We start from the raw sequence: 23,951 nt of genomic DNA on the forward strand, positions 1-23,951 counted from the left end.
TCGGACCCCTGTGCGATGCTCGACGATGTGCACACCACGTCCGTCAGCCCGGTGTTCATCGGTCGCGCCCAGGAACTGGCCACCCTCGACGACGCGCTCGCCCGCGCCACCGCGGGCGAGCCGCAGGTGCTGCTGGTGGGGGGAGAGGCGGGGGTCGGCAAGACCCGGCTCATCGACGAGTTCCTGGCCTCGGCCGTGGCCGCGGGGGCTGTCGCCGCGGTCGGCGGCTGTGTGGAAATGGGCGCCGACGGGCTGCCGTTCGCGCCCGTGTCCACCGTATTGCGCTCACTGCGCCGCAAGCTGGGCACCGAGCTGGACGGTGCCGCCGCAGGGCAGGAGGGCGAGCTGGCCCGGCTGCTGCCCGAGCTGGGCGAGACCTCCCGCGCCTCCCACGACGGGGACGGCCGGGCCAGGCTGTTCGAGCTCACGGTCCGGCTGCTGGAGCGGCTGGCCGCCGAGCGCACCCTTGTCGTCGCCATCGAGGATCTGCACTGGGCCGACCGCTCCACCCGCGAACTGCTGGGCTATCTCTTCCGCTCGCTGCTCAGCGCCCGGCTGCTGGTCGTGGCCACCTACCGCTCCGACGACATCCACCGCCGTCATCCACTGCGCCCGTTCCTCGCCGAGGTGGACCGGATGCGCGAGGTGCGGCGCATCGAGCTCTCCCGCTTCACCCGCGGTGAGGTGCACGCCCAGCTGACCGGGATCAACGGGGCAGAGCCGGGGCGCGAGCTGGTCGACCGGATCTTCAAGCGCAGCGACGGCAACGCCTTCTTCGTGGAGGAGATCGCCCGCTCCCTCAGCGAGGGCTGCGCCACCGGGCTCAGCGAATCGCTGCGCGATCTGCTGCTGGTGCGGGTCGAGGCGCTGCCCGAGGAGGCCCAGCGGGTGGTGCGGATCCTCGCCGAGGGCGGCTCCTCGGTGGAGTACGAACTGCTGCGCGCGGTCGCCCGGCTGGGCGAGGACGAGCTGATCAACGCGCTGCGGGCCGCCGTCGGCGCGAACATCCTGCGCCCCACGGCCGACGACAGCGGCTACCGCTTCCGGCATTCGCTGGTGCGCGAGGCCGTGCGCGACGATCTGCTGCCCGGGGAGCGCTCCCGGCTCAACCGGCGCTTCGCGGAGGCCCTGGAGGCCGAGCCCGCGCTGGTGCGGGCCGATGAGGTGGCCGCCCGGCTGGCCAGCTACTGGTACCACGCCCACGACCCCGCCAAGGCCCTGCCCGCCGTGCTCCAGGCGTCCGTCGCGGCGCGGCGGCGGTACGCCCACGCGGAGCAGCTGCGGCTGCTGGAGCGGGCCATGGAGCTGTGGGAAGACGCCCCCAAGGAGATACGGCAGGCACAGCGGCCCCTGGACTACGCGGAGGTGTACCCCGCCTGCGGCTGTGAGGACCAGGCGCTGCACCATCTCGATCTGCTCGCGGAGGTGGTGGTGGCCGCGCACATGTCCGGGCAGCGGGAGCGCGCGCTGGCCGTCAGCAAGCGGGCCCTGCGGGCGCTGGACCGCGGCGGTGACGACCCGCTGCGGGCCGCCTGGTTCTGGACCCAGCGATCCAAGCTGATGGAGGGCCTGGCCCGCGGCGACGGCTGGGAGGAGCTGAGCCGCGCCCAGGAACTGGTGCGCGGGCTGCCCCCGTCCGCCGTGCACGCCGAGATCATGGCGCAGGTGGCGGGCTGGACGATGACCCACCGGCCGGGTGCCGAGGGCTTGGCAGCCGCCCAACGGGCGGTGGAGCTGGCCCGGCTGGTCGGCGCGGAGAGCACGGAGCTGAACGCCCGCCTGACGCTGGGCTACTTCACCGGTGACTCGGGCGACGTCGAGCGCGGGCTGGCCGCGATGCGCGAGGTCTGCGAGCGGGCCCTGGACCTCGGTGACATCAGCGTCCTGGGGCGCTGCTACGTCAATCTGGCCTCCGCGCTGGAGGGGGTCGGCCGGTCCGCCGAGGCGGTGGAGACCGCCGAGGAGGGCGCGCGGATCCTGGACCAGGTCGGCCTGGTGGACTCCCGGGCCTGGGTCTACGGGAATCTGGGCGAGTCGCTGTTCTTCCTGGGCCGCTGGGACGAGGCGGAGGCGGCGGCCCTGGAGACCCGGCGGCTCGCCCTCGGCACCAGGCCGCGCGGCACCGCCGCCAACCGGCTCGTCCAGCTGGCGCTGGCACGCGGGCAGTGGGACACGGCGGAGCGCGAGCTGGCCGCCGCCCGGGAGCACTACGGCGCCCAGAACACCGAACCGCAGTACACCCTCCAGGTCGCGGCGCACGCCATCGAACTCGCGGCGGCCCGCGGCCGGATCCTGGAGGTCCGGGCCCTGCTGCAACAGGTCGTGGAGGCCGGTTTCCCGCCCGGGATGCAGCGCTACGCCTGGCCGTTGCTGTACGCGGCCACCGCGGCCGAGTCGGCAGCGCGCGGACTGCCCACGGCCGAGCCGGGCCGGGGCGAGGCGCTGGCCCGCCTCCGGGCGGCGGTGAAGCGAGTGTCGCAGCCCGTGCCGGTGTGGCGGGCCTACGCCGCGATGGTCCAGGCCGAACTGGCCCGCGCCGAGGGCAGGAACCGCCCCGACCTCTGGGCCGAGGCCACGGCCGCCTTCACCCCGCTTGACCGCCCCCATCCCCTGGCCCGCGCCCGCCACCGCTGGGCCGAGGCCCTTCTCACCCCCAACCGCAACCCTTCTGGCCAGGGCCCCGACCAGGACGCAGCCTCCGGCCAGGACGCCCCCAGCCAGGGCGCTTTGGCGCGGGCCGACCGTGATCGTGCCGCTGAGCTGCTTGTCCAGGCGCATGCCGTGGCCGACCGGTTGGGTGCCCGTCCGCTGCGCGAGGAGATCGAGCTGCTGGCCCGGCGCGCCCGGCTGCCCTTGGCATCCGCCGCGACTCGCGCCGCGCTGGATGTGTCCCTGGGCCGCACCCCCGCGCTGCCCCCGGCCCCGGGCTCCCCGGCCCCGGCCGCCGAGCCCGCCGAACCCGTCGATCCGGCCGAGGAGCTGGGGCTGACGCCCCGGGAGCGGGATGTGCTGCGGCTGGTCGCCGATGGTCGCAGCAATCGCCAGATCGCCGAGGAGCTTTTCATCTCACCCAAGACGGCCAGCGTCCATGTCTCCAACATCCTGGCCAAGCTGGGCGTCTCGGGCCGGGTTGAGGCAGCCGCCGTGGCCCACCGCCTGCGCCTGGTGGACGGCCTGGCCGATGACGCGGCGGCGGCCCGCTGACAGTGTGCGCGGCGGCCCGCTGACGGTATGCGTGGTGTGCGCGGTGCGCACCGTCAGCACGCCGGGGTGCGCACAGCGCGCCGGGGGACAGGGGGGAGCAAGACGCCCGGTACGCCGACCGCCGCCCGCCGGATCAATCCCCTTCGCGGGGGCGGATCACCACTCGCCCCGAGTCAAGGTCTATAGGGCCCTTCCCCGGGTCGCTGCTGCGCGTCTCGTCGAGCGTGAACTCCAGCCGGTTGCGCTCTTCTTCGGTGTGCTTGCGCCCGGGCGCGAACAGCTCCTCGATGAGGTTGAACATGACGACCCCCGTAGGCGTGCGACTGCTGCCAGTGTAGGCAGACTCGTCACAGAACGGGCACGCCGCACCATGTCGGCCAAACTCAACGCCACGACCAGCCGATTCGCCCCCTCAGTGAGTCCCCTCAGCGGCCCCCTCAGCCGAGCTCCCCTCAGTCCAGCTCCCCTCAGCGGACCTCCAGCCGCAGGATCCGGTCGTCCTCCCGGCCAGGCTTGCCACGCCCATCCGTATTGCTCGTCGTCAGCCACAGCCCCCCGTCGTCCGTCGCCACCACACTGCGCAGCCGTCCGTACTTCCCGTCCAGGAATGACTGTGGCTTCGCCGCCGCCTTGGCGCCCTTCAGCGGAATGCGCCACAGCCGCTCACCGCGCAGCCCCGCCATCCAGATCGAGCCCTTGGCGAAGGCGATTCCGCTCGGCGAGGCGTCCTTGGGCCTCCACTGCTCGAGCGGATCGGCGAAGCCCTTCTTCCCGGCCTTGCCCTCCACCTCCGGCCAGCCGTAGTTCTTGCCCGGCTCGATCAGATTGAGCTCGTCCCAGGTGTCCTGGCCGAACTCGGAGGCCCACAGCCGCTTGTCCGCATCCCAGGCCAGCCCCTGCACATTGCGGTGACCCGGGGAGTAGACGACCGAGCGGGCGTCCGGATTGCGGGGCGCGGGCTCGCCCTCCGGGGTCATCCGAAGGATCTTGCCGCCGAAGGAGTCCATGTCCTGGGCGAGCCCGCGGTCACCGCTCTCTCCGGTGCCCGCGTAGAGCATCTTGTCCGGGCCGAAGGCGATCCGGCCCCCGTTGTGGATCGCGCCCTTGGGGATGCCCTTGAAGATCGTGTCCGGGGCGCCGAGCTGATTGCCGGCGGGGCGCTTGGCGTCGTACACCATCCGGACGATGCGGTTGTCCGAATCGGTGGTGAAGTACGCATAGACCATATGGTCCGAGCCGAAGTCGGAGGAGACGGCCAGCCCCAGCAGCCCGCCCTCACCGGCCGCGGAGACGCCCGGGACGGACCCCAGCTCCGTCTTCTTCCCCGAGTCCGCCGAGATCTTGAAGATCTTCCCGGTGTCCCGCGAGGAGACCAGCAGATCCCCGCCGGGCAGCGGTGCGAGCCCCCACGGGGAGTTCAGCTTCGTGGTGAGCGTGCGCTCCACCTTCACCGAGCCCTTCGCGGGCGCGGCGGACTCCGTCGGCGAGGGCTCGCCAGAGGAGGAACCCCCGCCGCCCGGCTCTGTGGGCGCGGACGACCGGCCGCCCGGTCTGGTGATGCTGTCGCCGTCGGACGAGCAGCCCGTCATGAGCACCACGGCGGCAGCGGCAGCGGCGGCGAGAACAGCGGTGACGCGAGGACGTCGCACGGTCGGGTTCCTCTCCATGGGCACGTGTGCCGCGGCACGGCACTGATTCTTATACACCGCGGACCCACGCCGGGTTCCCATCCCCAAACCGAACCCGCACCGGACCCGGACCGAGCCCCGCACCGGACCCGGACCCGGGCCGTACGCACAACGCACAACGCACACCCGCGCCCCGCGCCGGGCACCCCGCCGCCCCGCGCTCAGTCCCACGACCCCCGCGCCGGAGGCAGCCCCGCGATCTCCGCGAGGTCCCCGGGGGAAAGCGGCAGACCGGCCGCCGCGCAGTTCTCCGCCACCCACCGCTCCCGCTTCGTGCCCGGCACCGGCACCACCTGCGGCCCCTGCGCCAGCAGCCAGGCCAGGGCCACCTGCGCCGGGGTCACCCCGTCCCCGTGCCGCCGGGCGACCCGTCGCAGACCGGCCACGATCGGCTGGTTCGCGGCCATCATCTCCGCGGTGAACCGCGGATGCCGAGCCCGCACGTCATCCGGCTCGAAGCCCTGCCCCGGGGTCAGCGTCCCGCTGAGGAAGCCGTTGCCCAGCGGCATCGCCGCCAGGAAGCCCACTCCGCGCGAGGCGCACCACGGCACCAGCGCCTCCAGCGCCTCGGGCGACCACACCGACAGCTCCGCCTGCACACAGCTGACCGGAAAGACCTGCTGGACCCGCTCCAGCTGGCGCACCGTGGCGTCGTGCATCCCGGCGCCCGCCCTCCGCTGCGCCCGCGCGCCCACGGCGCACAGCCCGAGCGCCCGTACCTTCCCGGCCGCGACCAACTCCGCCATCGCGCCCCAGGTCTCCTCTATGGGGACCTCGGGGTCGGCCCGGTGCAGCTGGTAGAGGTCGATCACATCGGTCTGCAGCCGCCGCAGCGAGGCGTCGCAGGCCCGCTTCACATAGCCGGGCCGCCCATTGGCCACGATGTGCTGGTCGCCCACCAGCAGTCCGCATTTGGTGGACACGAAGGCGTCCGCCCGCCGCTCCTTGAGCACCCGCCCCACCAGCAGCTCATTGGTGAAGGGGCCGTACATATCGGCGGTGTCCAGCAGGCTCGCCCCCGAGTCGAGCGCGGTGTGCACGGCGCGCACCGAGTGCTCGCCACTGCGCCGCGAAGCGGTGTACGCCCAGCTCATCGGCATGCATCCAAGGCCGACGGCCCCCACTTCGAGCGCCGCCGCGCCGATTCTCCTGCGCTCCACCTGGCCTGACCCCTCCCGTTCCTCGGACCCCAAACTAACCTCTGCCGGCGGCCGGTGATCGCATAGCCTCCTGGCATGAGTGCAGATCACAGCGATACGTTCCGCTACCACGATTCGACTCACGGTTCTTCCCGAGCGAGTGACGGTTCCTCCCGGGCGCGCGAACTGGCGTGGCTGCCCATCCCGCCCGAGGAGATCGATGGCCTTCCCGACACCCTCGAATACGCCTTCTGGGACGGCGGCCCCGACTACCCCACCGACCCGGCGCGCTGCGCGTTCTACTGCGTCCCGTATATGAAGCCGCCGCAGGTGTGCACCCGCCCGCTGTCCGCGATGACCGGCCTGCGGGTGGTGCAGACCCTGACCGCCGGAATAGACCACATCAAGCCCGCGCTGGCCGATCTCGCGCCCGGGGTGCGGCTGTGCAACGCGCGCGGGGTGCACGACGCGAGCACCGCCGAGCTCGCGCTCGCCCTCATCCTGGCCTCGCTGCGCGGCATCCCCGACTTCGTCCGGGGCCAGGACGCCGAGGAGTGGCGCTCCGGCTTCCGCCCCGCGCTCGCCGACAAGTCCGTACTGATCGTCGGCTACGGGGCCATCGGCAGCGCGATCGAGGATCGGCTCGTGCCGTTTGAGTGCGAGCGGGTGGCGCGCGTCGCGCGCTCCCCGCGCACGACCGAGCGCGGTCCGGTGCATCCGATCGACGCATTGCCCCGACTGCTTCCGGAAGCCGATGTGGTGGTGCTGGTGACCCCGCTCACCGAGGCGACCCGCGGTCTGGCCGGGGCGGAGTTCCTGTCGCGGATGAAGGACGGGGCGCTGCTGGTGAATGTCGCCCGTGGCGGGGTCGTGGACACCAAGGCCCTGCTCACGGAACTGGAGTCGGGCCGGCTGCGGGCCGCGCTCGATGTGACCGACCCCGAACCACTGCCCGCCGGGCATCCGCTGTGGCACGCTCCAGGGGTGCTCATCTCCCCGCATGTGGGCGGCCCCACGTCGGCCTTCCTCCCGCGCGCCAAGCGGCTGTTGAGGGATCAGCTGCATCGTTACGCGCGGGGCGAGTCGCTGGCACATCTCATCGCCACGACGGGGTAGACATGCCTCTGGCACCACATACAGGCACCGATTGACTTCACTCCGTATATACAACGCCGTAGTCGGTTACGGACCGTAGATGACCTATGTCCCTGAGTGACCAGTCTGGTGTATCGTCCCGAGCGGGGGCTGCGCCACTGACCTGACGGCGTCAGCGATGGACCGGAACTCGAGGGGGGCGACGGGCGATGTATGGCCGATGGACCGACGACCCGACGCAGCTCAGGCGTCGACCGCGACTTTTCCGCGCAGCCGCGCGGTTCTCCAACTCGACGAGGCCCGCGGGGATACCGCTTCCGGGAGCCCCGAGGCGCCAGTGGTCCGCCACGCAGTGGATGGCAGTCCAGTGAGCGCCACGGGAGCGGTGCTCGCCCGGCCGTCGGTCTCCGGCGGCGGGTCCGGGCTGTTGCCGCAAGTGGTCCTCGCCCTGGTCTGCGGCGGTTACGCGGCGGGGGCGATCGTCGGCTGGGGATCGTCCCAACTGGCCCTCATCATGGGTGACTTCGGGCTCAGCGCCGCCGCGTTCGCCGCCGCGGCCTCCTGTCTGTGGCACGGCCGTCGGCACGCCGGGCGGCTGCGCCCGGCGTGGCTGCTGTTCGCCGCCTCCTCGGCCATGGCCGGGCTGGGAAACGCCGTATGGGGCTGGTACGAGGTGGTGCTCGGCCGCCCCGTGCCCAGCCCCTCGGTCGCCGACTTCTGCTTCCTGCTCTTCGCCCCGCCCGCCATCGTCGGGATGCTGGTGCTCGCCAAGCGCCCCACGAGCCGGGCCCGGTGGATCTGTCTGGGCCTTGACGCCTGGCTGATCGCCGGATCGCTGGTCACCCTCTCCTGGAGCCTCGCGCTCGCTCACACCGGGGAGTTCGACGCGGACGGCGCCTCCGTGGCCCGTGGCGCCCTGTCGCTCGCCTATCCGCTGCTGGACATCGTGCTGGTGAGCATGGTGATCGTGCTCCACTTCCGGCGCTCCTCCGGCAACCGCTCCGCGATCAACACCGCCATCGCCGCCTTCGCGTTCACCGTGCTGTGCGACGCGCTGTTCACCTCGCCGCTGCTGCGGGAGCACTACCGCTCCGGGCAGATACTCGACGCCGGGTGGTTCGCCGGTTCCGCGCTGCTGGCGTACGCGCCCTGGGTGGCCCGCCGCGAGGCAGCCCAGGACCCGCCGCCGGTGCGCCGCTCCCCGCAGCAGCAGAGCGTCCCCATCGCGGGCTCGCTCGCCGCGCTCGCGCCCTACCTCGCCGCCGCCGTCTGCACCTTGGGGGTCCTGTTCAACGTGATGGACGGCCGGCCGATCGACGGGGTGGTGCTCTTCACCGCCTGCGCGGTCGTGCTCGCGCTCGTCGTCCGACAGGCGATCATGCTGATGGACAACATCAGACTCACCCAGGAACTCGCCCAGAAGGAGAGCCACTTCCGCTCCCTGGTGCAGAGCTCGAGCGATGTGATCATGATCGCCGCGCCCACCGGAATCCTGCGCTACGTCAGCCCGGCCGCCTCCGGGGTCTACGGCCGCGACGCGGAGGAGCTGGAGGGTTCCGAGCTGGCCTCCCTCATCCACCCCGAGGACCTCGGCTCGGTGGTCCACGAGGTCCGCCGGTTCCTGGCCGCCTCACCGGGCGAGGAGCCCACCACGCGGATCGAATGCCGCTTCCGCTCCGGCTCGGGCGACTGGCTCAACGTGGAGTCCACGATCAACCGCCACCACGGCGGGCTGATCTTCAACAGCCGCGATGTCACCGAGCGGGTCCGGCTCCAGGCCCAGCTCCAGCACAACGCCGAGCACGACCCGCTCACCGATCTGCCCAACCGGGCCCTGTTCACCCGGCGGGTCGCGCACGCCGTCGCCGGCCGCCGCCGTACGGACGCCGGCACCGCCGTGCTCTTCATCGACCTCGACGGCTTCAAGGCGGTCAACGACACCGTCGGCCACCACGCCGGGGACGAGCTGCTGGTCCAGGCCGCCCGCCGGCTCCAGGAGTCGGTGCGGTCCGGGTCCGGCGACTGCGCGGCCCGGCTCGGGGGCGATGAGTTCGCCGCCCTCATCCTCGGCAACGGCGAGGGGGAGGCGGGCACCCGTGAGCAGCGCATCATGGAGATCGCCGACCGGCTGCGGCTCCGGCTCTCCCAGCCCTACCGGGTCGAAAGCGGTACCGAGGTCCGGGTGGCCGCCAGCATCGGCGTCGCCTTCGCCGAGCCCGGCACCAGCCCCGGCGCCCTGATGCGCAACGCCGACCTGGCGATGTACCGCGCCAAGGCCGCGGGCAAGAACCGCGTCGAGCTGTACGCACCGCAGATGCAGGCCGAGGTGGCGCGGCGCGCCGAGGTCGCCACCAGACTGCGCGCCGCCCTGCACGACGGGGAGTTCGTGCTGCTGCACCAGCCCGTCGTCGAGCTGACCAGCGGCCGGATCACCGCGGTCGCGGCGCAGGCCCGCTGGCGCTCGGCCCAGGGCATCCTGTTCACCCCCGCCGAATTCCTCCGGGTCGCCGACAACGGCCGGGGGAGCGGCGAGGACACGGCCCGCACCGCCGAGCTGTCCCACTGGATGCTGGAGGCGGCCGTCGAGCAGGCCGCCCAGCGGCGCCGCGACGGCCATCCGGTCCCGGTCTGCGTACGGCTCCCCGCGAGCCGGCTGGTGGACAAGTCGATGCCGCCCAAGGCCGTGGAGACCCTGCTGGCCCGCCACGGGCTGCCGTCCGGATCGCTGATCCTGGAGCTGACCGACAGCGATCCACGGGTGCCGCTGGACGAGCTCGAGCACCGCCTGGGCGCGCTGCGCCGCCTGGGGGTGCGGATCGCCCTCGACGGCTTCGGCAGCGGCTATGCCGCGATCAGGGCCCTCCGCAGGCTCCCCATCGATGTGCTGAAACTCGACCCCGGACTGGTCGAGGGAGTGGTCGAGTCCTCACGCCTACACAAGATCACCGCAGGGCTGCTGAGGATCGCCGGCGACCTCGGAATGCAGTCCATCGCAGAGGGGGTGGAGTTGCCCGAGCAGATTGTCACCCTGCGCGGTATGGGATGCACCCACGCCCAAGGGGCGGCCTTCAGCGGTCCGCTGGACGAGCACCGATTGCGCCGGGCGCTGCTGCGCGGCGGCTATCCGGTGCCGCGCCCGGAGCCCCCGCTGCTGGTCGGCGGCGCCCTGCCGATCCGGCACGGCGGTCACGGCGGGCACGGCGGCTCCCACGGCCCGCGCCGTCCGGAGCCGCACACCCACCCGCCAACCCGCTCAAATACTGAGACGCCCGTCCCACCCACTTGACACCCGATATGTGCCGGGGGGAGGGTCGGAGCCATGCGCACCCGAATTCTCGTACTTGGACAGCGCGTCGGCTGAGCAGGGCTCATCGAAGCCCTGCGGACCCTCACCGGCGCGCTCCCCTCGCTTGCCTTACGGCACGAGGGGTTTTTTGTTGCACCGGCAGGGTCCGGTGCACCGCCCGCCCTCTCCCTCCCGCACCGAACCTCATCTTCGAGAAGAGAATGCCGATGACCGAGCAGGCCCCCGGGTCCCATCACCCCCAGCCTCGGCCCCGTAGCGGCGGACCGCAGTCCGCCACCGTCGAGCACGTCACGGGCGCGCAGTCCCTCATCCGCTCCCTCGAGGAAGTGGGTGCCGACACCGTCTTCGGCATCCCCGGTGGCACGATCCTGCCCGCCTACGACCCGATGATGGACTCCTCGAAGGTCCGGCATGTGCTCGTCCGCCACGAGCAGGGCGCGGGCCACGCGGCCACCGGCTACGCCCAGGCCACCGGCAAGGTCGGCGTCTGCATGGCGACCTCGGGCCCCGGGGCCACCAACCTGGTCACCCCCATCGGCGACGCCCATATGGACTCGGTCCCGATCGTCGCGATCACCGGCCAGGTGGCGTCCAAGGCCATCGGTACGGACGCCTTCCAGGAGGCGGACATCTGTGGCATCACCATGCCGATCACCAAGCACAACTTCCTGGTCACCAAGGCCGAGGACATCCCCCGCACGATCGCCGAGGCGTTCCACATCGCCTCCACCGGCCGTCCCGGCCCGGTCCTGGTCGACATCCCCAAGGACGTGCTCCAGACCCAGACCACCTTCTCCTGGCCGCCGCAGATCGATCTGCCCGGCTACCGCCCGGTCACCAAGCCACACGCCAAGCAGATCCGCGAGGCCGCCCGCCTGATCACCCAGGCCGAGCGCCCGGTGCTGTACGTCGGCGGCGGTGTGCTCAAGGCGGGGGCCACCGCCGAGCTGAAGGTGCTGGCAGAGCTGACCGGCGCGCCGGTCACCACCACCCTGATGGCGCTGGGCGCCTTCCCCGACAGCCACCGCCTCCACCTGGGCATGCCGGGCATGCACGGCACCGTCGCCGCCGTGACCGCCCTGCAGAAGGCCGATCTGATCGTGGCGCTCGGCGCCCGCTTCGACGACCGCGTCACCGGCAAGCTCGACTCCTTCGCCCCGTACGCCAAGATCGTCCACGCGGATATCGACCCGGCCGAGATCGGTAAGAACCGCGCCGCCGACGTGCCGATCGTCGGGGACGCCCGCGAGGTCATCGCGGACCTGGTCGTCGCCGTCCAGGCCGAGCACGACGCGGGCCACGCCGGTGACTACACCGGCTGGTGGGAGGACCTGAACCGGTGGCGCGAGACCTACCCGCTCGGCTACGACCAGCCCGCCGACGGCAGCCTCTCCCCGCAGCAGGTCATCCAGCGGATCGGGCAGCTGGCCCCGGAGGGCACGATCTTCGCCGCGGGCGTCGGCCAGCACCAGATGTGGGCCGCCCACTTCATCGACTACGAGACCCCCGCGACCTGGCTGAACTCCGGCGGCGCCGGGACGATGGGCTACGCCGTCCCGGCCGCCATGGGCGCCAGGGCCGGTGCCGGCGAGGGCCGTACGGTCTGGGCGATCGACGGGGACGGCTGCTTCCAGATGACCAACCAGGAGCTGGCCACCTGCGCGCTGAACAACATCCCGATCAAGGTCGCGATCATCAACAACGGCGCGCTGGGCATGGTCCGCCAGTGGCAGACCCTCTTCTACAACCAGCGCTACTCCAACACGGTCCTGCACTCCGGCCCCGACACCCCCGCACAGGCGAGCCTGGGCACCCGCGTCCCCGACTTCGTGAAGCTCTCCGAGGCCATGGGCTGCGTCGGACTGCGCTGCGAGGACCCGGCCGACCTCGACGCCGTGATCGAGAAGGCCAACGCGATCAACGACCGCCCGGTGGTCGTGGACTTCATCGTCCATGAGGACGCCATGGTCTGGCCGATGGTCGCGGCCGGCACCTCCAACGACGAGATCCTGGCGGCGCGCGACACCCGCCCGGACTTCGGCGACGGCGCGGACGACTGAGACCAGGACCCAGAGAGAGAAGAGACCGAGCCCATGTCCAAGCACACGCTCTCCGTCCTGGTGGAGAACACCCCCGGCATCCTGGCCCGGATCGCCGCCCTGTTCTCCCGCCGCGGCTTCAACATCGACTCGCTCGCCGTCGGCGTCACCGAGCACCCCGACATCTCCCGGATCACCATCGTGGTCAATGTCGAGGAGCTGCCGCTCGAGCAGGTCACCAAGCAGCTCAACAAGCTGGTCAATGTGCTGAAGATCGTCGAGCTGGAGGACGGCCAGGCGATCCAGCGGGAGCTCGTCCTGGTCAAGGTCCGCGCCGACAACGAGACCCGCTCCCAGATCGTCGAGATCGTCCAGCTGTTCCGCGCCAAGACCGTGGACGTCTCCCCGGAGGCCGTGACCATCGAGGCCACCGGCAGCAGCGACAAGCTCGAGGCCATGCTCAGGATGCTGGAACCGTACGGCATCAAGGAGCTGGTCCAGTCCGGCACCATCGCCATAGGGCGCGGCGCCCGCTCCATCACCGACCGGAGCCTGCGCGCGCTCGACCGGTCCGCCTGACTCCGGCCCCGCCCGACCAGCGGGACCCACGGTCCGGCGCCACCCGTCGCGCCGGACCGCATGGCGAGACCGTGAAACCTTCACCCGCCCGCCCGTCATACGGTGGGAAGCACAACCCACACGCTAGGAGATTCCCGAAGTGGCCGAGCTGTTCTACGACGACGACGCCGACCTGTCCATCATCCAGGGCCGCAAGGTCGCAATCCTCGGCTACGGCAGCCAGGGCCACGCCCATGCGCTGTCGCTGCGCGACTCGGGCGTCGACGTCCGGGTCGGCCTGCACGAGGGCTCCAAGTCCAAGGCCAAGGCCGAGGAGCAGGGCCTGCGCGTGGTCACCCCGGCCGAGGCGTCGGCCGAGGCCGACGTGATCATGATCCTGGTCCCGGACCCGATCCAGGCCAAGGTCTACGAGGAGTCCGTGAAGGACAACCTGATGGACGGCGACGCGCTGTTCTTCGGGCACGGTCTCAACATCCGGTTCGACTTCATCAAGCCCCCGGCCAATGTGGACGTCTGCATGGTCGCCCCCAAGGGCCCGGGCCACCTGGTCCGCCGCCAGTACGAGGAGGGGCGCGGCGTGCCGTGCATCGCGGCCGTCGAGCAGGACGCCAGCGGAGGCGCCTTCGAGCTGGCCCTGTCCTACGCCAAGGGCATCGGCGGCACCCGCGCCGGTGTCATCAAGACGACCTTCACCGAGGAGACCGAGACCGACCTCTTCGGTGAGCAGGTGGTGCTGTGCGGCGGCACCTCGGCGCTGGTCAAGGCCGGGTTCGAGACCCTGGTCGAGGCCGGTTACCAGCCGGAGATCGCGTACTTCGAGTGCCTCCACGAGCTCAAGCTGATCGTGGACCTGATGTACGAGGGCGGCCTGGAGAAGATGCGCTGGTCGATCTCCGAGACCGCCGAGTGGGGCGACTACGTCTCCGGTCCGCGGATCATCAACGAATCCACCAAGGCCGAGATGAAGAAGATCCTCGGCGACATCCAGGACGGCACCTTCGCCAAGAACTGGATGGCGGAGTACAACGCCGGTCTGCCGAAGTACAACGAGCTGAAGAAGGCCGACGAGAACCACCTGCTGGAGACCACGGGCAAGGAGCTGCGCAAGCTCATGAGCTGGGTCGACGAGGAGGCGTAACCGCGCCTGGTGGCGCGGGGGCCGTGCCCCGGGTGCGGTGGGGGTCCCGCGGGACCCCCACCGCACCCGGTTCGCGTTGTGTCCGTCGCGCACCACCACGTGCGGGTGATCCTGCCGCAACGGCACATGACGAAGGCCTGACCGCCACTACACTCATCACCAGCAAGCGCGTCAGGCTCACAGCGTCGTGTGTCTCCCACGCGGCTGACCCCTTCACCGCCAGCGGCCGTCGGGACGGCCGTCCGCTGAGGACTAGTGAGGACTGAAGACCACGTGAGCACTGCTTCCACTGGTAAACCCGTCGTACTCATCGCCGAAGAGCTCTCTCCGGCGACGGTCGAGGCCCTGGGCCCGGACTTCGAGATCCGGAGCTGCAACGGGGCGGACCGAGCCGAGCTCCTTCCCGCCATCGCCGATGTGGACGCGATCCTCGTCCGCAGCGCGACCAAGGTCGACGCCGAGGCCATCGCCGCCGCGAAGAAGCTGAAGGTGGTCGCCCGCGCGGGCGTCGGCCTGGACAATGTGGACGTCTCGTCCGCCACCAAGGCGGGCGTCATGGTCGTCAACGCGCCGACGTCCAACATCGTCACCGCCGCCGAGCTCGCCTGCGGTCTGCTGGTGGCCACGGCTCGGAACATCCCGCAGGCCAATGGCGCGCTGAAGAACGGCGAGTGGAAGCGCAGCAAGTACACCGGTGTGGAGCTGAGCGAGAAGACCCTGGGCGTGGTCGGCCTCGGCCGCATCGGCGTCCTGGTGGCCCAGCGGATGTCCGCCTTCGGTATGAAGATCGTCGCGTACGACCCGTATGTGCAGCCCGCGCGGGCCGCGCAGATGGGGGTGAAGCTGCTCTCGCTGGACGAGCTGCTCGAGGTCTCCGACTTCATCACGGTCCACCTCCCCAAGACCCCCGAGACGCTCGGCCTGATCGGCGACGAGGCGCTGCACAAGGTCAAGCCGGAGCTCCGGATCGTCAACGCCGCGCGCGGCGGGATCGTGGACGAGGTGGCGCTGGCCGCCGCCCTCAAGGAGGGCCGGGTGGCCGGGGCCGGGCTGGACGTCTTCTCCCAGGAGCCGTGCACCGAGTCCCCGCTGTTCGAGTTCGACAATGTGGTGGTCACCCCGCATCTGGGCGCCTCCACCGGTGAGGCCCAGGAGAAGGCGGGCATCGCGGTCGCCCGCTCGGTGCGGCTGGCGCTGGCCGGTGAGCTGGTCCCGGACGCGGTGAACGTCCAGGGCGGCGTCATCGCCGAGGACGTACGGCCCGGGCTGCCGCTGGCCGAGAAGCTGGGGCGGATCTTCACCGCGCTGGCGGGCGAGGTCGCGGTCCGCCTCGATGTCGAGGTGTACGGCGAGATCACCCAGCACGACGTCAAGGTGCTGGAGCTGTCGGCGCTCAAGGGCGTCTTCGAGGACATCGTCGACGAGACCGTCTCGTATGTGAACGCACCGCTGTTCGCGCAGGAGCGCGGGGTCGAGGTGCGGCTGACCACCAGCTCGGAGTCGAGCGAGCACCGCAATGTGGTGACCGTGCGCGGCACCCTGGCGGACGGCGAGGAGGTCTCGATCTCCGGCACGCTGGCCGGTCCCAAGCACCAGCAGAAGATCGTCGCGGTGGGGGAGTACGACGTGGATCTGGCGCTCGCCGACCACATGGCCTTCCTCCGCTACACCGACCGCCCGGGTGTGGTCGGCACGCTCGGCCGCATCCTGGGCGAGGCCGGGATCAACATCGCGGGGATGCAGGTCTCGCGGGCCGCGGCGGGCGGCGCCGCGCTGGTGGCGCTCACGGTGGACGACACCATTCCGCAGCCCGTGCTCACCGAGATCGCTGAGGAGATCGGCGCCACCTCGGCGCGTTCGGTCAATCTGGTCTGAGTCGCCAATCTGGTCTTAGCCACCAATCTGGGCTGAGCCCTTCAAGGCATCACCCACCTGGGCCCGGCCCCCGCTTCGGCGGGGGCCGGGCCCAGGTCTTTGTCGCGTCCACGGTGGTAACGCGTGCCGGAGGGGTTTCGGATCTTTTTCATCGCATGTTGAATAATGGCGATGGGCTCGCTACGCTCGCAGCTATGTGGAGAAATTTTCTCCACATAGCTGTAGGTATGTGCTGATGCGCCGTGCCGTGCTGTCAGGAGAGCCCCGTGTCCGCAGACGCTGAGACCGACACCGAGACCCTTGCCGATGCCCCGTCGTCCCCCATGCGAGCCGACGCGCGGCGCAACCGCGAGCAGATCCTGCGCGCCGCCCGTGAGGTCTTCGCCGACCAGGGGCCGGACGCACCGCTGGACGAGATAGCCCGGCGCGCCGGGGTCGGCATCGCGACCCTCTACCGGCGGTTTCCGCACCGCGCCGAGCTGCACCGAGGGGTCGCCATCGAGGTGCTGACCGCGCTGGACGAGGCCGCGCGCCGGGCCGCCGCCGAGGAGGGCGACCCCGGTCTCGCGCTGCGCCGCTTTATGCATGCCGCCCTTGATCTCAAGATCGGCTCGGTGATGCCCGCGCTGCTGGGCCGGTTCACCGTGGACGAGATCCTGGCCGGAGTCCCCGGCGACGCCATCGCCCCGATCGACGCGATGCTCCTGCGCGCCCAGGCCCAGGGGCTGGTCCGGCGTGATGTCGTCTTCGGCGACATCACGCTGATGATCATCCGGCTGACGCGGCCGCTGCCCGGTGGCGGCCGGTTCGCCCCCGATGACACCCTCGCCCATCGCCAACTGGATGTCTACATCGACGGGTTGCGCCCCACCGGCTCCCCGCGCCCCACCACCCCGCTCGGCGGCCCGGCCATCGACACGGAGGCGTTCAAGCGCATCCGGGAGCGAGTGATCGACGACGCCCACACGACCCATGAGACCCACGAGGCCCACGACGGCCCCGGTCCCGGAGCCGACTCGGACCCCGCCTGACATTCCTCCCTCCGCTCGCCTTCCGCAAGACCAGAAAGGCACCGTCATGTCCCAGCCCTCAGAAGCGCGGTCCGAGGCGAACCCTCGGCGCTGGCTCGCCCTCGTCTTCATCGGCCTGGCCCAGCTGATGATCGTCCTCGATATCACCATCGTGAACATCGCCCTGCCGTCGGCCCAGAAGGACCTCGGCATCTCCGACGGCGACCGGCAGTGGGTCATCACCGCCTACACCCTGGCGTTCGGCAGTCTGCTGCTGCTCGGCGGCCGGATCGCGGACTACACCGGCCGTAAGCGCACCTTCCTCATCGGTCTGCTGGGGTTTGCCGGGGCCTCCGCGCTCGGCGGCGCCGCCTCCGGTTTCGAGGTACTGCTCGCGGCCCGCGCACTGCAGGGCGCCTTCGCCGCGCTGCTCGCCCCCTCGGCGCTGTCGCTGCTCGCGGTGAACTTCACCGAGCCCCGGGAGCGCGCCAAGGCGTTCGGCATCTTCGGCGCGATCGCGGCGGGCGGCGGTGCGATCGGGCTGGTCGTCGGCGGGCTGCTGACCGAGTACCTGGACTGGCGCTGGTGCCTGTACGTCAATGTGCCGATCGCCGTCGCCGCCGCCATCAGCTGGTCCGTACTGCCCCCCGACACCCGCGCCGAGGGCCGCGTCCGCTTCGACATCCCCGGGGTGCTGCTGGCGGTGTGCGGACTGGTGGCCGTGGTCTACGGGTGCAGCGAGGCCGAGTCCAAGGGCTGGGACTCCCGGCTGGTGACCGGGCTGCTGATCGTGGGCGGGGTGCTGCTCTTCGCCTTCGTCATGGTGGAGCGGAGCGTGGCGAGGCCGCTGCTGCCGCTCCGGGTGGTGGCGGACCGCGCCCGTGGCAGCGCCTATCTGGCGGTCGGCCTCTCGGTGGTCGGCATGTTCGCGATGTTCCTCTTCCTCACGTACTACATGCAGCTCGTCAAGGGCTACTCGGCGCTGCTCACCGGTGTGGCGTTCCTGCCGATGACCGGGGCGGTGCTGATCGGTGCGGGCGGCGTCGCCTCCCGGCTCATCCCCAAGGTGCCGCCGCGGCTGCTGGTGGCCCCGGGTCTGCTGATCGCGGCCGCCGGTGTCGCCCTGCTGGTGCCCCTGGACGTGGACAGCTCGTACGCGGCGGGGGTGCTGCCCGCCGAGCTCCTGGTCGGCTTCGGCATGGGCCTGGTGATGGCGCCCTCGATGAACTACGCGACCCACGGTGTGGCGGCGGGGGACGCGGGCGTCGCCTCCGCCACGGTCAACACCGCCCAGCAGATCGGCGGTTCGATCGGCACGGCGATGCTCAACACCATCGCCACCAGTGCGACCTCCGACTACATGGCCTCGCACGCCCGGCGGATGACGCCGCGGACCGCCGAGGCAACGGCCAAGACGGGGCTGGTCGAGGGCTTCTCGCACGCCTTCGTCGTCTCGTCCTCGATCCTCGTGGGCGCCGCGGTGGTCGTGGCCCTGCTGATGAACACCCCGCGCCCGGTGCGCGAACCCGGTGCCGAGGGCGCCGCCCCGCTGCCCGCGCACATGGGCTGACGGCACCTCGGGTCCGGGGCGTCCCGGATATCCCGCACCCCGGGAGGCCCTTCGCTCCACCGCCGGAGCGGAGGGCCTTCCGGGGGCGGTGGATTAGGGGGTGTGGGTCAGGGAGTGGGGTCGGGGCGCGGCGCGCGGGCGGCCAGCTCCAGCAGTTCGTCCACCGACCACTGGTCATAGGCGTGCTCGCCGTGCTTGGCGGCGATGACGCGGCCGTCCCCGCCGATGCCGTCCCCGAGGATCAGGAAGTCCGCGGGCAGTCCGAGCCGGCCCGTGGGCTGGCTGCGCTCGGGGAGCTTCTCCCGGCCGCGGAGAACCGCCCACCCCCCGGTGACCAGCGCCCACGCGATCGGCCCCCAGGCGCGGGGACTGAGCAGAGCCCTGCGCGACTGCTCCACCCCGAACTCCCGGTACAGCCGCTTCCGGGGGTCGGCGACGACGGCGAACGGCAGGTCGTGGGTGTGCTTCCGCAACTCCTCGACGGGGGAATGGAAGACCACCACCTCCCGGATTCCGGCCGCCTCGATCTCCTGGTGGCGCCGCACGATCGACCGCAGATGGAGATTGCAGACGGGGCATCCGGCGAAGCGCCGGAACTGCAGGTGGACCAGCCGGCCGGAGTCCGGCACGGCGACGGCGGGCCCGGTCACCGGGGTGAGGGTACGGGCGGAGACGGCGGAACCGGGCTCCATGGGAGCCCCCTTTCGTAAGCGTACGGCATACGCCTACCAGCGTAAGCGTATGCCGTACGCTGTCAACCGCCATGCCACGACCTCGCTCCCTCACCCCGGATCAGCTGGCCTCGGCCGCCCTCGCCGTCCTCGACCGCGACGGGCTCGCCGGACTCTCGATGCGCGCCGTCGCCAAGGAGCTCGGGATGAGCACGATGGGGCTCTACCGCTATGTGGACGACCGCGAAGAGCTCGAAGGGCTGGTGGTCGAGCGGGTCCTCGGCGCCGTCGACACCACGCCGCCCGACCCAGGCGCCCCGTGGGAGGAACGGCTCCGGATCATGGTCGGTCGGCTGCGCGACGGCGTCAGCGCCCACCCCGCGGCCCTCCCGCTGACCCTCACCCACCGGCACCGTTCCCCGAGCTCACTGCGGTGGGCGGAGACGGCGCTCGCGATCCTCACCGAGGCGGGCCTGGACGGCGAGCGCCGGGTCCTCGCCCTGCGCGCCCTGCTCGGCTATGTGATCGGCGCGATCCAGCTCGAACACCTGGGACCGCTGTCCGGCGCGGGCACCGTCACGCTCTCCGGCCTGCCGTCCGACGAGTTCCCCTACCTGGCCGACACCGCACGGCGGGCGCGGAGCGTGGGGGTGGAGCGGGAGTTCTTCGGGGGCCTGGAGGTGTTCCTGCGCGGGCTGGGCGCGTAGCCGGGACGCGTCAACGCCGGGGCCGCCGCCCACCCGTGTGGGTGGCGGCCCCGGCGTTCCTCCGCTCAGTGGCTCGGCGCCGCCTCGCGGTCCGCCGTCTCCTCGCCGTCCACGGCCGTCCCGTCCCCACCGGTCGAGGGCGTGGCCGCGGCCGTGGGCCCGGTGGGCCCGACCCGGCGCAGCGCCGCCAGGGCCAGGACAGCGCCCGCCAGCAGGGCCGCCGCCCCCGCCCCGCAGGCGATCCGCATTCCATGGGTGAACGCCTCGCGCGCCGTGTCCAGCAGCTGTTCCCCGGCCCGTCCCTTCAGCGAGCCCGCCATCGCCACGGCCGCGCCCAGCGTCTCGCGCAGCTGGTCGAGTGCGCCGGCGGGCGGTCCGGCGCCCAGCGAGTCCTTGACGTCGCCGCGGTAGACGGCGGTGCCGACGCTGCCGAGCACCGCCATGCCCATCGCGCCGCCGAACTCCTGGCCCGTCTCCAGCAGTGCGGCGGCCGAACCCGCCCGCTCCGGCGGGACGGTGCCGATCGCCAGGTCGGTGACCAGCGACATCACCGTGACGATTCCGCTGGCCAGCACGGCGGCGCCGATCAGCACGGTCCACAGCGCGTCCGTACCGGCCAGGGCCAGAATCCCGTAGCCGATGGCGGCGGTCGCGAAGCCCGCGCCGATCACGTACGCCCGGTTGGCGCCGCGCTGGACCGCCGCGGCCGCCGCCGGTCCGGCGATGCCGACGCAGACGGACGGGGCCAGGCTCCACAGCGCCGCCTCCAACGGGCCCTTGCCGAGCACCGACTGCAGGTACTGGGTGGTGAAGTAGGCCGAGCCCATCATGGCGAAGGCGGCCAGCGCGTTGAGCGCGATCGACGGACCGAAGCCGCGGTGGCGGAACAGCTCCGGGCTGATCATCGCGTCCCGCCGGGTGCGCTGGCGCCGTACGAAGACGGCGCCGATGGCGAGACCGGCCACGATGGACAGCGACGGGATCAGGCCGATGCCGTTGTCGGCGGCGATCTTCTTCAGCCCGTAGATCACCGGCAGCACCGCCGCCATCGACAGCGGCACGCTCGGCAGGTCGAACGCCCCGGGCGCGGGATCCTTGAACTCCGGTACCAGGAGCGGCACCAGCACCAGCAGCAGCGCCATCGCCGGGACGTTGATCAGGAAGACCGAGCCCCACCAGAAGTGCTCGATCATCACCCCGCTCAGCACCGAGCCCAGCGCGATACCGCCCGCCATGGCCGACGACCAGATCGCGATCGCCTTGGCCCGCTGCTTCTCCTCCGGGAAGAGGTTGCGGACCAGCGCCATCGTCGAGGGCATGAGCGTGGCGCCGCCGATCCCGAGCACCGCCCGTGCGGCGATGAGCATCCCGGCGCTCTGTGCGTACGCCGCTGCGACGGACGCGGCGCCGAAGGCCGCGGCCCCGAACAGCAGCAGCTTCCGCCGCCCGAAGCGGTCGCCCAGCGCCCCCATGGTGATGAGCAGCCCGGCGAGGGCGAAGGCGTAGATGTCGAAGATCCAGAGCTGCTGGGTGGAACTCGGGTGCAGCTCCCGGCTGATGGCCGGGACCGCGAAGTACAGCACCGACACGTCCATGGAGACCAGGAGGAGCGGAAGCATCAGGACCACGAAGGCGGTCCATTCCCTGCGTCCGGCGCGCGGGCCGGTGGAAGTCGTGGTCATGGCGGCGACTATACGGGCGTCTTAAACAAGCGTCTAGTACGGCCGTGTAAAACGGTCGTCTGGGACGGTCGTATGGAGACGGGATACCCTGGCGGCATGGGACATCGAGAGGATCTGCTGGCCGGGGCCAAGCGCTGCCTTGAGGAGAAGGGCTGGTCCCGTACGACCGCGCGGGACATCGTGGCCGCCTCGGGCGCCAATCTGGCCTCCATCGGCTACCACTACGGCTCCAAGGACGCCCTGATGCGGGAGGCGCTTTTCGCCTCCATGGGCGACTGGGCCGATGACGTCCAGCGGTCCTTCGAGGCGGACGCCCCGGCGGGCGAGGGCCCGGACACCGGACTGCGGGAGCGGTTCGAGGCCCGGTGGGCCCGGGTGCTGGAGCTGTTCGACAAGCACCAGGCGGTGTGGCGCTCCCAGTTGGAGGCCATCCTCCAGGTTCAGCACGACCCCGAGCTGCGCGCGGCCTTCGGCCGGGCCCAACCGGAGGGGCGCCAGGGGATGGTGGGGCTGATCCACGGCATCGACGAGCGCGATGTGGACGAGGAGACCTCCCGGGTCATGGGCTCGTTCTATATGACGCTCGTGAGCGGGATGATCGTCCAGATGGCCATCGACCCCGACCTCATGCCCAGCGCCCATGACCTCGTCGAGGCGATGCGCCGGATCGTTGGCGACGCCCCGGATGCCCCCGCGACGCCCAACGCCCCCGTCGGCTGACCCGGGGGCTCGGCGCCCCGCCGACCGCCCCGGGGTTCGGGCTCAACGCCCCGCCGACTGGCTCAGCGCCCCGACGGCCCGAGGCGTGCGGCCTTCAGCGTCATATGGAGCAGCAGCCGGTCCTCGCCCGCGTCCAGGTCGAGACCGGTCAGCTGCCGCACCCGGGAGAGCCGGTAGTACAGCGTCTGCCGGTGGATGCCCAGCTGCTGGGCGGTGCGCCCGGCCTGGCCCGCGCAGTCGAGGAACGTCTCGGCGGTACGGGCGAGTTCGGCGTGCGCGGGCTCCAGCAGCGGCCGTACGGCGGCGTCGGGCGGCAGCGCGGGCAGCGCGGCCAGCAGCCGGTACGGGCCGATGGCCGACCACTCCGCGACCGGGCCCAGGCGGGTGTCGGCGTGCGCCGCCCGCGCCGCTGCCAGCGCCTCCTGCCAGGCGGCGGGCAGGTCCTCGAGCCCGCGCCGGGGAGCGCTGACCCCGGCGGCGGCCCTGGGCGGCCCTCCCCCCGCCGGCCGCCCCGGGCCCCCGCCGCTCGCCGTGGCCCGGGGCGAGCGCAGCAGCTGCTCGGCCGTCGCACGGGCCGGGTCCAGGGCGGAGGCCGCGCGCAGCCGGACCAGCGCCGCCAGCCCCGCCCCGGGCGCCCCAGGAACCCCGGAACCAGCCGCTCCAGATCCGGACACCCCGGCCGCCACGGATCCGGCCACCCCGGCCGCGGGCACCCCGTCCCCCGGCAGCGCGCACGCGGCCACGATGCCCGGCAGATGCGGAAGGCCCGGATGGTCCGCGTCCTCGCCGGTCCCCGGCGTCCACGGCACCACCGCCACCAGCGCCAGCGGCCCGTCGGCCGCTCCGCGCAGCGCGGCCCCCAGCCCCGAGCGGGCGGCGTCCCGCCCGGCCGGAGGTCCGGTCAGCACCTCGCGCAGCAGCTCACCAAGCTCCTCCCCGGCCCGCGCCTCGGCCGCCAGCAGCGCCCCGATGCGGTCCGCGGTCTCCATCGCGCGGGCCAGCCGGGGGTCCGGCGCGCCCGCCGGGCCGCCCAGTTCCAGATCGGCGAGATGGCCGTCGTCCAGCAGCCAGACATAGCCGTGCACCACTCCGCGGTGCCGTACCGGCAGACAGATGCGGCCCATGAACACCCCGGCCGCCGGATCGGGCGGAATCCGCAGCGGCGCCTGCGCCCGGGCGATCCCGAACGCCTCGAACCAGGCCCGCACCGCCGCCGTCGAGCGGCGCTGGAGGATCGAGCGGGTGCGCACCGGGTCCAGCGCGGGCTCCGCCGTGCCATCGCTGTCCTCGCTGTCCTGGGCGCCGAAGGCGATCAGTGCGAAGTCGCGGTTCTCCAGGGTCGCGGGTGCCCGGAGCACCGCCGTGATCTCGTCCACCAGCTGCTGGTAGTCGTCGCGCATGGGTCCCGCCTCTTCCCGCTTCTGCCCTCCACATTCTCATACAGATGTCTGAGATCCCGGCCACGGATGCGTGACAGCTGTCGATGGTCCGGAATCCGCGCCATCCTTAAGTTTCACGGTGAGTCGT

At 71.9% G+C, this 23,951-nt stretch carries 17 protein-coding genes; 11 read left to right on the forward strand and 6 right to left on the reverse strand.

The genetic code is table 11. The features are described from left to right. The first annotated feature begins 15 nt into the window (after nucleotides 1-15). Nucleotides 16-3,204 (forward strand): helix-turn-helix transcriptional regulator, encoded by a 3,189-nt coding sequence (locus VT50_RS30455; RefSeq protein WP_046087951.1) that lies wholly within the window; start codon nucleotides 16-18, stop codon nucleotides 3,202-3,204. Nucleotides 3,205-3,337: 133 nt separating this feature from the next. On the opposite strand, the gene VT50_RS39790 is transcribed toward VT50_RS30455, so the two are convergent. The 3 genes from VT50_RS39790 to VT50_RS30465 form a co-directional block, all read right to left on the reverse strand. Further along, nucleotides 3,338-3,505, reverse strand: a complete 168-nt coding sequence (locus tag VT50_RS39790) for a DUF6191 domain-containing protein (RefSeq protein WP_167396640.1) — start codon at nucleotides 3,503-3,505, stop codon at nucleotides 3,338-3,340. A gap of 166 nt (nucleotides 3,506-3,671) precedes the next feature. Then, complete coding sequence (locus VT50_RS30460; protein WP_107424924.1) at nucleotides 3,672-4,853, reverse strand: PQQ-dependent sugar dehydrogenase; 1,182 nt, start codon at nucleotides 4,851-4,853, stop codon at nucleotides 3,672-3,674. 200 nt (nucleotides 4,854-5,053) lie between these two features. Continuing rightward, nucleotides 5,054-6,052 carry an aldo/keto reductase gene (locus VT50_RS30465; protein WP_075200436.1) on the reverse strand — a complete coding sequence of 333 codons (999 nt, stop codon included), beginning with the start codon at nucleotides 6,050-6,052 and terminating at the stop codon, nucleotides 5,054-5,056. A gap of 75 nt (nucleotides 6,053-6,127) precedes the next feature. Between VT50_RS30465 and VT50_RS30470 the strand changes: the two genes are divergently transcribed. From VT50_RS30470 to VT50_RS30505, 8 genes are all read left to right on the forward strand, one after another. Continuing rightward, entirely contained in the window at nucleotides 6,128-7,147 is a 1,020-nt protein-coding gene (locus VT50_RS30470) for a 2-hydroxyacid dehydrogenase (protein WP_240529373.1), read from the forward strand. 346 nt (nucleotides 7,148-7,493) lie between these two features. Next, nucleotides 7,494-10,412 carry a putative bifunctional diguanylate cyclase/phosphodiesterase gene (locus tag VT50_RS30475; RefSeq protein WP_046087954.1) on the forward strand — a complete coding sequence of 973 codons (2,919 nt, stop codon included), beginning with the start codon at nucleotides 7,494-7,496 and terminating at the stop codon, nucleotides 10,410-10,412. A 227-nt stretch (nucleotides 10,413-10,639) separates the two neighbouring features. Continuing rightward, nucleotides 10,640-12,493, forward strand: coding sequence for an acetolactate synthase large subunit (locus tag VT50_RS30480; RefSeq protein WP_046087955.1), 1,854 nt, complete (start codon nucleotides 10,640-10,642; stop codon nucleotides 12,491-12,493). Nucleotides 12,494-12,526: 33 nt separating this feature from the next. Continuing rightward, nucleotides 12,527-13,051 (forward strand): acetolactate synthase small subunit, encoded by a 525-nt coding sequence (gene ilvN, locus VT50_RS30485; protein WP_037948468.1) that lies wholly within the window; start codon nucleotides 12,527-12,529, stop codon nucleotides 13,049-13,051. A gap of 139 nt (nucleotides 13,052-13,190) precedes the next feature. After that, nucleotides 13,191-14,189: a ketol-acid reductoisomerase gene (gene ilvC, locus VT50_RS30490; protein ID WP_046087956.1), complete on the forward strand. Its 999-nt coding sequence runs from the start codon at nucleotides 13,191-13,193 to the stop codon at nucleotides 14,187-14,189. A 273-nt stretch (nucleotides 14,190-14,462) separates the two neighbouring features. Continuing rightward, a complete protein-coding gene (gene serA / locus VT50_RS30495) occupies nucleotides 14,463-16,064 on the forward strand; it encodes a phosphoglycerate dehydrogenase (RefSeq protein ID WP_046087957.1) in 1,602 nt (533 codons plus the stop codon). A gap of 266 nt (nucleotides 16,065-16,330) precedes the next feature. After that, on the forward strand, nucleotides 16,331-17,095 hold the full coding sequence (locus tag VT50_RS30500) for a TetR/AcrR family transcriptional regulator (RefSeq protein ID WP_240529374.1): 765 nt from the start codon (nucleotides 16,331-16,333) through the stop codon (nucleotides 17,093-17,095). A gap of 46 nt (nucleotides 17,096-17,141) precedes the next feature. After that, nucleotides 17,142-18,644 carry an MFS transporter gene (locus VT50_RS30505; RefSeq protein ID WP_046087958.1) on the forward strand — a complete coding sequence of 501 codons (1,503 nt, stop codon included), beginning with the start codon at nucleotides 17,142-17,144 and terminating at the stop codon, nucleotides 18,642-18,644. Between the two features lie 107 nt (nucleotides 18,645-18,751). Here VT50_RS30505 and VT50_RS30510 read toward each other — a convergent pair whose 3' ends face one another. Continuing rightward, the gene (locus VT50_RS30510) at nucleotides 18,752-19,336 is read right to left on the reverse strand and encodes a peroxiredoxin-like family protein (protein WP_046087959.1); all 585 of its coding nucleotides are present in this window, start codon (nucleotides 19,334-19,336) and stop codon (nucleotides 18,752-18,754) included. Nucleotides 19,337-19,407: 71 nt separating this feature from the next. Between VT50_RS30510 and VT50_RS30515 the strand changes: the two genes are divergently transcribed. Continuing rightward, nucleotides 19,408-20,022 carry a TetR/AcrR family transcriptional regulator gene (locus VT50_RS30515; RefSeq protein ID WP_046087960.1) on the forward strand — a complete coding sequence of 205 codons (615 nt, stop codon included), beginning with the start codon at nucleotides 19,408-19,410 and terminating at the stop codon, nucleotides 20,020-20,022. A gap of 65 nt (nucleotides 20,023-20,087) precedes the next feature. On the opposite strand, the gene VT50_RS30520 is transcribed toward VT50_RS30515, so the two are convergent. Continuing rightward, a complete protein-coding gene (locus VT50_RS30520; RefSeq protein ID WP_046087961.1) occupies nucleotides 20,088-21,704 on the reverse strand; it encodes an MFS transporter in 1,617 nt (538 codons plus the stop codon). Between the two features lie 96 nt (nucleotides 21,705-21,800). Here VT50_RS30520 and VT50_RS30525 point away from each other — a divergent pair, with 96 nt between their 5' ends. Continuing rightward, on the forward strand, nucleotides 21,801-22,424 hold the full coding sequence (locus tag VT50_RS30525; RefSeq protein WP_046087962.1) for a TetR/AcrR family transcriptional regulator: 624 nt from the start codon (nucleotides 21,801-21,803) through the stop codon (nucleotides 22,422-22,424). Nucleotides 22,425-22,486: 62 nt separating this feature from the next. Here the strand turns inward: VT50_RS30525 and VT50_RS30530 are convergent, their stop codons facing one another. Then, nucleotides 22,487-23,824: a PucR family transcriptional regulator gene (locus VT50_RS30530; protein ID WP_079343927.1), complete on the reverse strand. Its 1,338-nt coding sequence runs from the start codon at nucleotides 23,822-23,824 to the stop codon at nucleotides 22,487-22,489. Nucleotides 23,825-23,951: the final 127 nt, after the last annotated feature.

Origin of the sequence: Streptomyces antioxidans (assembly GCF_000968685.2) — a bacterium.
GTDB classification, from domain to species: Bacteria; Actinomycetota; Actinomycetes; order Streptomycetales; family Streptomycetaceae; genus Streptomyces; species Streptomyces antioxidans.